Raw genomic sequence first — 8952 nt, forward strand, 5'->3', positions numbered from 1 at the left:
ATCCTTAAGCGATTTTCAGCAGATTGTTGGGGTGCACGCCGAACAGCGGCGCCGCGCGTTCTGCAGCAAGACGTATGCGGGCCTTCAAGGGCTCACTGGTTATTTGGTAATTGGAGAAATCGGCTTCGGTGGCATACACGCCGATCGGCAAGGTCAGCGCCTGGAAGAAACTGAACAGCGGCCGCAGTTGGTGATCGAGGACCAGCGCGTGACGCTCGCTGCCACCGGTGGCGGCCAGCATGACCGGCGTGTCGATCAGCGCATTCAGGTCGATCAGGTCGAACAGATGCTTGAGCAGGCCTGGGTAGGAGCCGCGATAGACCGGCGCGGCGACGATCAGCAAGTCGGCGTTTTCGATCGATTGCAGTTGGGCTTCGATGTCCGCAGCCAATTCCTGACGGGAGAGCGCCGCGCCCAGTGGCCGGGCAATGTCACCCAGTTCGATCAGCTTGCTGTCGATCGGCAGTTGCTCGGCCAACTGCGCCAACAGTGCCTGGGTCAGCACCAAGGTGCGCGACGGGCGCCAGGTACCACCGGAGAGGGCGACGACTTTCAATGGACGCGACATCATCAGTTCCTTTTTAAACAATTGCTCGGGGAGCAGTGAGTAGTCACCGGGTTGAGCAAGAGCTGTACCAATCCCTTGAGGCCCCGGATTACCGGGCTTTCAGCGCCTTGGGCAGACCACGCTGTTGATTTTCAGGGGCTGTTTGTTGAATGACTGTTGCCTGGCGAACAGTTGCCTGGGCAACAGTGCTTGCAGCGATGCAGTTGTTATAAAGGCAGTCTGTTATTCCTCAAAATAAGATAAAACGATATTTATAGATCTTTAAGAGATATGAAGGGCTGCAAGACCTGCATTAGGAAATCCCGATAGCCACTATCGAGAGCGTTGATTTCTGCTCGGATAAGGGCGCGAGTAGCCTGTGTTCATTGCCTCGAACCCGATGCCAGGACGCCGAAAATGAAACCTCTAATTGCCACTATCCTGCTGCTCGCAGTCTCCGTACTCGCCGGATGTGCCACGCATGTTGCCCCGGAATTGCGCCCCTACACCGCTGAAGAAACCCGGGAACTGGCACTGGAGGCGTTGAATCGTCGCGGCTTGTCCTTCGACGAATACCACGCGAAAAAAGCTGAACTGCTTGGCCAGCCACAAAAGACATTTGGCTTCGACAAACAGGGCGAAATGAACGCCGAGCGAGCTGTACAGCTGCACGGTCGCCAGAGCTGAGCCAAAACTGTACTGCTCGAAGTTTCGCCTAACTGTCCATGGGTTTCCCCGAGGCTGTGCGATAGGGTCAATACCTGACTGACCCCCGACGGACTTCCACCCATGACACTCTCATTCGATCTGCTGCTGGGCTTCGCCCTGTTTGCCCTCGTCACCTCCATCACGCCAGGTCCGAACAACACCATGTTGCTGGCATCCGGGGTGAACTTCGGCTTTCAACGGACCATTCCCCACATGCTGGGCATCACCTGCGGATTCTTCGTGCTGGTCGTGGCTGTAGGGTTTGGGCTGGGCGCGGTGTTCCAGGCTTATCCCGTGCTGTACACGGTGCTGCGTTACGTCGGTGCTGGGTACTTGCTGTACCTGGCGTGGAAAATTGCCCATTCCGGGCCCGTCTCCGACAGCGCCAAAGGCGAGGCCAAGCCGATCAGCTACCTGGGCGCCGCCGCTTTCCAGTGGGTCAACCCCAAGGCCTGGATCATGGCCATCGGCGCCATCAGCACCTACACACCCATGCAGGGCTACTTCACCAACGTGATCGTGATTGCGGCTGTGTTCGCCCTGATCAACCTGCCGAGCGTCGGTGTCTGGGCCGCTTGCGGCACGTTGCTGCGCAATGTTCTCAAGGATCGGCGCTGGTTACGCCTGTTCAACTGGGGCATGGCCGCGCTGCTGGTGGCGTCGCTGTATCCGATACTGCTCGAAAGCTTTAGCTGACGCATCGCTTCAACCGCTTGCCCGATGCCTGTTAAGCTGGCTTTTCAGGAGCGTTCCGACGCACTTTTAAATGAAGTTGTTCTTCTTTAACGGCATCCGATCAGGTATTGGTAACCTTCTGAACCTTCTGGAAACCGCACGCAGCTCATAAGGCTGCGTCTTGCCGTTTGCAGTCATGAGCTTCCTGATCCCGGAAAACGCTCTGCGAGTCTTTTTATGATTAAACGTCCGCTGTATTTCGACTACGCCGCCACCACGCCGGTGGATGAGCGAGTCATCAAGATCATGGTCGAGTGCCTGGGCTTTGACGGCAATTTCGGCAATCCGGCTTCCAGCTCCCATGCCTTTGGCCAACAGGCCCGGCAAACGGTCGAGCAGGCGCGGCGCCAGGTCGCCGAACTGGTCGGCGCCATGCCTGACCAGATCGTCTGGACCTCGGGAGCCACCGAATCCAACAACCTTGCCCTCAAGGGTGTTGCCCAGGCACGCGGCTTGGCCGGCGGCCACATCATCACCAGCCAGATCGAACACAAGGCCATCCTCGACACCGCCAGGCAGTTGCAGGACAGCGGCGTGGCGGTGACGTACCTGGTGCCGGACACCGATGGCCTGATCAGCGCGCAAGCGGTCAGCGCAGCCATGCGCGAGGACACCTTCCTGGTGTCGCTGATGCTGGTCAACAATGAACTGGGCACGGTCAACGACATCCCGGCCATCGGCCAGGTGGTGCGCGGGCGCAATGCGTTGTTTCATGTCGACGCGGCGCAAGGCGCGGGCAAGGTGGCGATCGACCTGGCGCAGTGGCCGGTGGACCTGATGTCCTTCTCGGCGCACAAGCTCTATGGCCCCAAAGGCATCGGCGCGCTGTACGTCGGCCCGCGTGCGCAGCAGCGCTTGCTGGCGCAGATCCACGGCGGCGGTCACGAAGGCGGCCTGCGCTCCGGTACGTTGGCGACCCACCAGATTGCCGCGATGGGTGCGGCCTTTGCCCTGGCGGCGGCCTCGTTCGATGAAGAAAAAGCCTTGATCGTGCACCTGCGCGAACGCCTGCTCGAGCAATTGCTGGGCATTCCCGGCGTGCGACTCAATGGCAGCGTGACTCAACGCATCCCGCACACGTTGAGCCTGACCTTCAGTGAAGGCGAGTTCAACTCGGCGGCATTGCTCGCCTCGATGGCGTTTTCCGCGACCTCGGCCTGTAATTCCGCCAGCAATACACCCTCCCATGTGCTTCTGGCCCTGGGACATGATGCCCGTACGGCGAGTCGTACCATTCGCTTGAGCCTGGGGCGTTTCACCACCGAACAGGATATCGATCAAGCGGTACAGCTGATTAAAACCGCCTGCGCCAGTGCTCCGGCATTCTGGCAATAGGGCAACAAAGTGCCGACCTGGATCGGCATCGAACAATAATGACGAGTGGTTAGCAGGAGTCACGATGAATACGCAGTTTTCGATCACCGGGTCAGTGCCCCAGCGCCTGGCGCAAACCCGCGAGCTGATGAGCCGGGAGGGCATCCATGCCTTGCTGGTGCCGTCTGCCGATCCCCACCTGTCCGAATACCTGCCGGGTTACTGGCAAGGGCGTCAATGGCTGTCGGGTTTCCACGGCTCGGTCGGCACCCTTATCGTCACTGCGGATTTCGCCGGCGTCTGGGCCGACAGCCGTTATTGGGAGCAGGCGAGCAAGGAACTCAAAGGCAGCGGCATCGAACTGGTCAAGCTGCAACCCGGACAACCCGGGCCGCTGGACTGGGTGGCCGAGCAAACCCCGCAAGGCGGCGTGGTCGCGGTCGATGGTGCGGTGATGGCGGTGGCTTCGGCTCGCACGCTGGGTAGCAAGCTGGAAGAGCGGGGTGCGCGCCTGCGCACCGACATCGACCTGTTGAGCGAAGTCTGGAGCGATCGCCCGGGCCTGCCGAACGAGCCGATCTATCAGCACTTGCCGCCACAGGCCACCGTCAGCCGCGGCGAAAAACTCGCCAAGCTGCGCGAAACCCTGCAGGCGCGTGGTGCCGACTGGCATTTCATCGCCACCCTGGATGACATCGCCTGGCTGTTCAACCTGCGCGGCGGCGATGTGTCGTTCAACCCGGTGTTCGTTTCCTTCGCCTTGATCAGCCAGCAGCAGGCGACGCTATTCGTGGCGCTGAGCAAGGTCGATGCGCAGTTGCGTGCGGCTCTGGAACAGGACGGCGTGACCTTGCGCGATTACAGCGAAGTGGCCGAGGCCCTGCGCGCGGTGCCGGCTGGGGCGAGCCTGCTGGTCGACCCGGCACGGGTCACCGCGGGCCTGCTGGGTAATCTCGACAGCGCTGTCAAACTGCTCGAAGGCCTGAATCCGACCACCTTGGCCAAGTCCCGGAAGAGCCTGGCCGACGCCGAACACATCCGCCAGGCCATGGAGCAGGACGGCGCGGCGCTGTGCGAGTTCTTCACCTGGCTCGAATCGGCCTGGGGCCGTGAGCGGATTACCGAACTGACCATCGACGAAAAACTCACCGCGGCGCGCGAGCGCCGTCCGGGCTACGTGTCGCTGAGCTTCAACACCATTGCCGCCTTCAACGCCAACGGCGCAATGCCCCATTACCACGCCACCGAAGAAGAGCACGCGGTGATCGAAGGTGACGGCCTGTTGCTGATCGATTCCGGCGGCCAGTACCTGGGTGGTACCACCGACATCACTCGGATGGTTGCGGTCGGCACGCCGACGGAAGAACAGAAACGCGACTGCACTCGCGTGCTCAAGGGCGTGATCGCGCTGTCCCGTGCACGATTCCCCAAAGGCATCCTGTCGCCACTGCTGGACGCCATTGCCCGGGCACCGATCTGGGCTGAAAGCGTCGACTATGGTCACGGCACCGGCCACGGCGTCGGCTACTTCCTCAACGTTCACGAAGGTCCGCAGGTGATTGCGTACCAAGCTGCACCCGCTCCGCAAACCGCGATGCTGCCAGGCATGATCACGTCGATCGAGCCGGGCACCTACCGTCCAGGCCGCTGGGGTGTGCGCATCGAGAACCTGGCGATGAACCGCGAGGCAGGCACCAGCGAATTCGGCGAATTCCTAAGTTTCGAAACCCTGACGCTGTGCCCGATTGACACACGCTGCCTGGAAACCTCGTTGCTGAGCGAGGAAGAAAAGCAGTGGTTCAACGCTTACCACGCCGAAGTGCGCGAGCGTTTGAGCCCGTTGCTCGACGGCGCTGCGCTGGAGTGGTTGAACACGCGTACCGCGGCTATCTGATTGGCTTGAGCTCGGGCGCTGTCTCCAGCGCCCGAGCCTCGGGTCTTAACTCAGGGCTTCGATGACAAAATCCAGTCGGTCCTGGCCAAAGAACAGCTGATCACCAACAAACATGCTCGGTGCGCCGAATACGCCGCGTTGCACGGCTTTTTCGGTGGCTTCCTTGAGGGCGTTCTTGACCTCTTCGTCAGCGCTCAGGGCCAGGATTTCTTCCGGGTCGAAGCCGTTTTCGCTCAGTACTGCCCCGACAGTGGCCGGCTCATTGAGGTTGCGACCGTCGATCCACAGCGCCTTGAACAGGCAATCGATGAGCGCGGCAAAGCGCTCAGGTTGGCGCAACTGCACACCTGTCACGGCACGCATGAGCAGTAGTGTGTTGATCGGGAAGTGCGGGTTGATTTTCAATGGCACGCCATAGCGTTTGGCGTACCGATCCAGGTCTATGAACATGTAGCGACCCTTGGCAGGTATGGTCGCCGGGGAAGCGTTGCCGGTGGCTTTGAACACGCCGCCGAGCAGGATGGGCACGTAGATCAACTGGCTGTCGGTCTGCTCACAGATCTTCGGTAGTTGGGTGTACGCCAGGTAGGTGGCGGGGCTGCCCAGGTCGAAATAGAACTCCACGATCTTGCTCATGGTCGATGCACTCTTTTTGTTGTTGTAGGGGAGGGGTTACCAGCGTTCGCTCCAGGGGCGCAGGTCCAGTTCGAAGGTCCAGGCATCGCGGGGCTGGCTGTGCAGGTACCAATAGTTCTCTGCGATGTGTTCGGGGTCGAGAATGCCGTCCTGATCCTTGGTCGCGTACTTCTCGGGGAAACTGTCACGGATGAAATCGGTATCGATGGCGCCGTCGACGACGACGTGGGCGACATGGATATTCATCGGCCCGAGTTCGCGTGCCATGCTTTGTGCCAGCGCGCGGATCCCGTGCTTGGCGCCGGCAAATGCCGCAAAACCTGCGGCGCCGCGCAAACCGGCGGTGGCGCCGGTGAACAGGATGGTGCCCCGTTGCCGCTTGGCCATGCGCTTGGCCACTTCCCGGCCATTGAGAAAACCTGAGAAGCAGGCCATTTCCCAGATCTTGAAATACTTGCGGGCGGTTTCTTCGAGAATGCTGCAAGGAACGTTGGCGCCGATATTGAACACGAACGCTTCGATCGGGCCGATCTCGCTTTCGATTTGCTCAACCAGTGCGACCACATCGTCCTCCTTGCGGGCATCGCAGGCGAAGCCTTGGGCTTCACCGCCGGCGGCGTTGATGGCATCGACCAGAGGCTGGAGCTTGTCCGCGCTGCGCCGGGTCACGCAGGCAACAAATCCCTCCTGTGCAAAGCGTTTGGCAATAGCGCCACCCGTGGCGTCCCCCGCGCCGACAACCAGTACGACCTTCTTGTTATTCATTGCCTGGACCTCTTTAATAAACGATCGTTAACTAAACGAACGTTATGCTACGATTCGACAGGCGTCAAGATGATCGAACCAGAGGTAAGGACAATGCGTTATTCAGCCAGTCACAAGCTGCAAACCCGAGAGAAACTGCTGCAAAGCAGCGCGGTGTCTGCCAAGCAATCCGGTTTTTCCACGGTAGGTGTCGACGGTTTGATGAAGGCCATCGGCTTGAGCGGTGGCGCGTTCTACAGTCACTTCGCGTCGAAGGACGAGTTGTTCGCTTCCATTGTCGAGCGTGAGCTGCGGCAAAGCCTGGAGCGGTTGGGGGCTGACCAGGATCGCGACAAATTCGAGCGTTGCCTGAAGCTCTACTTGAGCATGTCCCACGTCGAGCACCCCGAAACCGGTTGTGCATTACCGGCATTGGGGGCCGAGATTGCCCGCTCAGATCTGCTGATTCGACAGCAGGCGGAGCACTGGATCTGCCAGCTTCAGGAGAGTTGGTCGCGGGTGCTCGAGAGCGACAGCCTGGCCTGGGCGATTCTGTCGCAATGCATCGGTGCACTGGTGGTGGCGCGGATGCTTGCCACGCCTGATCTGCAGCGCAAGGTGCTGAAGTCCAGTCATGAAGAGATTGGCCGCCAGCTGGCAGGCCCGAGGGCCTGACAGGGCGGCCTCAGATTATTTGCAGATGACGATCATGCTGCGGCTGGTGTAGCCCGCGGGGTTGATCCCGAACAGATAATCACCCGGTTCTTCCACGGCGTCGCCTGATTTGGCGATGACCTTGTAGCTCTTGGGGGCGCACGAGTTGGCGGCGCTGGTGTAGCACTGCTCCCATGAGGACGACAGCCCCGAACAGTTGATGTGGATGCCTTTCTTGCCGTGTTTGGTCTGGGGTTTGGCGGTCGCCGCGCAGCCCGCAACTGCAAGAACGGCGATCAGTATCAAAATTCGTTTCATTGCTATCCTTGTAGCGTTCCCGGATCTGTCGCCCGGTCTGGCAGTATTCGCTTGCGCATGAATCGTTTTGAGGTCCCTGTCCTGAAAAAATCCATTTCTGGCATGGGTTGCGGTCCTAAACATGGCCTAATTGAGCGGCGAATACCAGAGTCTGTGCAAATCCGTCCCTCAATCAGCTGCAATGGCGGGTTTGGCAGTGTTGCCCATGGTCATGGTGGCACCCACGGAAGCCAGGATGATGCACAGGATGGCCATCCACTGTGACAAAGACAGGTATTCCTGCAGGAACAACAGGCCGGACAAGGCGCCCACCGCCGGCTCGATGCTCATCAAAGTACCGAAGGTCCTGGCCGGCATGCGCGTGAGGGCGACCATTTCCAGCGTATAGGGGAGGGCCGTGGACAGGACGGCAACACCGAGGGCGATCGGAATCAATGACGGGGTCAACAGCGCCGCACCGGCATGAACAATGCCGATCGGGGCGACGAACAGTGCGGCAATCACCACGCCCAGGGCGGCGGTCTGTACACCGTTGTCAGCGCCGGCCTTTTGCCCGAAAAGAATGTACAGCGCCCAGCAGGCACCTGCGCCCAATGCGTAACCGGCCCCCAGCAGGTCGATGCCTTGCGCTGTTGCGCCCGTCGGTATCAACAGCAGCAAGCCGACAGCGGCAAGGGCTATCCACAAGAAATCGATGGCGCGGCGGGAGGCGTAGATGGCAACGGCCAATGGCCCGGTGAACTCCAGCGCGACCGCGATACCCAGGGGGACCGAGCGCAGGGACATATAGAAGAGGAAGTTCATGCCGCCCAGTGCCATGCCATAGACAATGACGGTGCGCAGTGACTGTGCGGTGAGCTTGGCCCGCCATGGGCGCAGCAGCAACACCATGATCACGCTGGCGAAGGTCAAGCGCAGGGTGGTGGTGCCCTGGGCGCCGATAATCGGGAACATGCTTTTGGCCAGTGAGGCTCCCGACTGAATCGATGCCATGGCTATTAATAGCAGGCCGACCGAAAACAGGGTCGAGGCAAGGCTGCGTGGCTGATCGTTCATTGGGAGGCACCGTCCGAGGTATGGAGCTTGAGTGTTATATTTTGTGTTGAGCAATATACTGCGCAAACGCTGCCCGCGCATCTATATATAAGCAGTGTTTTTGTGTCTATCGATAGATAAAGCAAATCAGTGCTTGACGGCAGATTCTGGAAGCCTATAATTCGCCCCACTTCCGGCGCAGTCGAAACGGAAAACTCCTTGGTAAACAATGAGTTACGAGGTTTTCGGCAGCAGGTTGCTTCAGTTCATCGAAGCGCGAAGGAAGTTGAAAAAGAGGTGTTGACAGCAGCGTGTAACGCTGTAGAATTCGCCTCCCGCTGACGAGAGATCTGAAGCGCAAGTGGTT

Annotated in this window: 10 protein-coding genes; 5 read left to right on the forward strand and 5 right to left on the reverse strand. The window is 59.9% G+C overall.

Going from position 1 to position 8952, the window contains the following annotated elements:
• Positions 1 to 4: 4 nt before the first annotated feature.
• Positions 5 to 568: an FMN reductase gene (gene msuE / locus ACYP2Q_RS16465; RefSeq protein WP_459731411.1), complete on the reverse strand. Its 564-nt coding sequence runs from the start codon at positions 566 to 568 to the stop codon at positions 5 to 7.
• A gap of 396 nt (positions 569 to 964) precedes the next feature.
• Here msuE and ACYP2Q_RS16470 point away from each other — a divergent pair, with 396 nt between their 5' ends.
• The 4 genes from ACYP2Q_RS16470 to ACYP2Q_RS16485 all read left to right on the forward strand — a co-directional run bounded on the left by ACYP2Q_RS16470 (position 965) and on the right by ACYP2Q_RS16485 (position 5198).
• Entirely contained in the window at positions 965 to 1234 is a 270-nt protein-coding gene (locus tag ACYP2Q_RS16470; RefSeq protein ID WP_459731412.1) for a hypothetical protein, read from the forward strand.
• 102 nt (positions 1235 to 1336) lie between these two features.
• Complete coding sequence (locus ACYP2Q_RS16475; RefSeq protein ID WP_459731413.1) at positions 1337 to 1951, forward strand: LysE family translocator; 615 nt, start codon at positions 1337 to 1339, stop codon at positions 1949 to 1951.
• Positions 1952 to 2167: 216 nt separating this feature from the next.
• Positions 2168 to 3325, forward strand: coding sequence for an aminotransferase class V-fold PLP-dependent enzyme (locus tag ACYP2Q_RS16480; RefSeq protein ID WP_459731414.1), 1158 nt, complete (start codon positions 2168 to 2170; stop codon positions 3323 to 3325).
• A gap of 64 nt (positions 3326 to 3389) precedes the next feature.
• Positions 3390 to 5198, forward strand: coding sequence for an aminopeptidase P family protein (locus ACYP2Q_RS16485; protein WP_459731415.1), 1809 nt, complete (start codon positions 3390 to 3392; stop codon positions 5196 to 5198).
• 45 nt (positions 5199 to 5243) lie between these two features.
• On the opposite strand, the gene ACYP2Q_RS16490 is transcribed toward ACYP2Q_RS16485, so the two are convergent.
• Positions 5244 to 5834 (reverse strand): 2-hydroxychromene-2-carboxylate isomerase, encoded by a 591-nt coding sequence (locus tag ACYP2Q_RS16490; protein ID WP_459731416.1) that lies wholly within the window; start codon positions 5832 to 5834, stop codon positions 5244 to 5246.
• A gap of 36 nt (positions 5835 to 5870) precedes the next feature.
• Entirely contained in the window at positions 5871 to 6599 is a 729-nt protein-coding gene (locus ACYP2Q_RS16495; protein ID WP_459731417.1) for an SDR family oxidoreductase, read from the reverse strand.
• 93 nt (positions 6600 to 6692) lie between these two features.
• Here ACYP2Q_RS16495 and ACYP2Q_RS16500 point away from each other — a divergent pair, with 93 nt between their 5' ends.
• Positions 6693 to 7253 carry a TetR/AcrR family transcriptional regulator gene (locus ACYP2Q_RS16500; RefSeq protein ID WP_459731419.1) on the forward strand — a complete coding sequence of 187 codons (561 nt, stop codon included), beginning with the start codon at positions 6693 to 6695 and terminating at the stop codon, positions 7251 to 7253.
• 15 nt (positions 7254 to 7268) lie between these two features.
• Here the strand turns inward: ACYP2Q_RS16500 and ACYP2Q_RS16505 are convergent, their stop codons facing one another.
• Entirely contained in the window at positions 7269 to 7550 is a 282-nt protein-coding gene (locus tag ACYP2Q_RS16505; protein WP_459731420.1) for a hypothetical protein, read from the reverse strand.
• A gap of 168 nt (positions 7551 to 7718) precedes the next feature.
• On the reverse strand, positions 7719 to 8606 hold the full coding sequence (gene rhtA, locus ACYP2Q_RS16510; protein ID WP_459731421.1) for a threonine/homoserine exporter RhtA: 888 nt from the start codon (positions 8604 to 8606) through the stop codon (positions 7719 to 7721).
• Positions 8607 to 8952 lie beyond the last annotated feature (346 nt).

The sequence above is a fragment of the Pseudomonas sp. MHK4 genome (genome assembly GCF_054600775.1).

What these genes read in the sequence shown, in the direction of transcription:
- ACYP2Q_RS16480 (WP_459731414.1), top strand. Translation starts at nt 2,168, where the DNA reads ATGATTAAACGTCCGCTGTATTTCGACTACGCCGCCACCACGCCGGTG.
- ACYP2Q_RS16490 (WP_459731416.1), bottom strand. Translation starts at nt 5,834, where the DNA reads ATGAGCAAGATCGTGGAGTTCTATTTCGACCTGGGCAGCCCCGCCACC.
- ACYP2Q_RS16500 (WP_459731419.1), top strand. Translation starts at nt 6,693, where the DNA reads ATGCGTTATTCAGCCAGTCACAAGCTGCAAACCCGAGAGAAACTGCTG.
- ACYP2Q_RS16485 (WP_459731415.1), top strand. Translation starts at nt 3,390, where the DNA reads ATGAATACGCAGTTTTCGATCACCGGGTCAGTGCCCCAGCGCCTGGCG.
- msuE (WP_459731411.1), bottom strand. Translation starts at nt 568, where the DNA reads ATGTCGCGTCCATTGAAAGTCGTCGCCCTCTCCGGTGGTACCTGGCGC.
- ACYP2Q_RS16505 (WP_459731420.1), bottom strand. Translation starts at nt 7,550, where the DNA reads ATGAAACGAATTTTGATACTGATCGCCGTTCTTGCAGTTGCGGGCTGC.
- ACYP2Q_RS16495 (WP_459731417.1), bottom strand. Translation starts at nt 6,599, where the DNA reads ATGAATAACAAGAAGGTCGTACTGGTTGTCGGCGCGGGGGACGCCACG.
- ACYP2Q_RS16475 (WP_459731413.1), top strand. Translation starts at nt 1,337, where the DNA reads ATGACACTCTCATTCGATCTGCTGCTGGGCTTCGCCCTGTTTGCCCTC.
- ACYP2Q_RS16470 (WP_459731412.1), top strand. Translation starts at nt 965, where the DNA reads ATGAAACCTCTAATTGCCACTATCCTGCTGCTCGCAGTCTCCGTACTC.
- rhtA (WP_459731421.1), bottom strand. Translation starts at nt 8,606, where the DNA reads ATGAACGATCAGCCACGCAGCCTTGCCTCGACCCTGTTTTCGGTCGGC.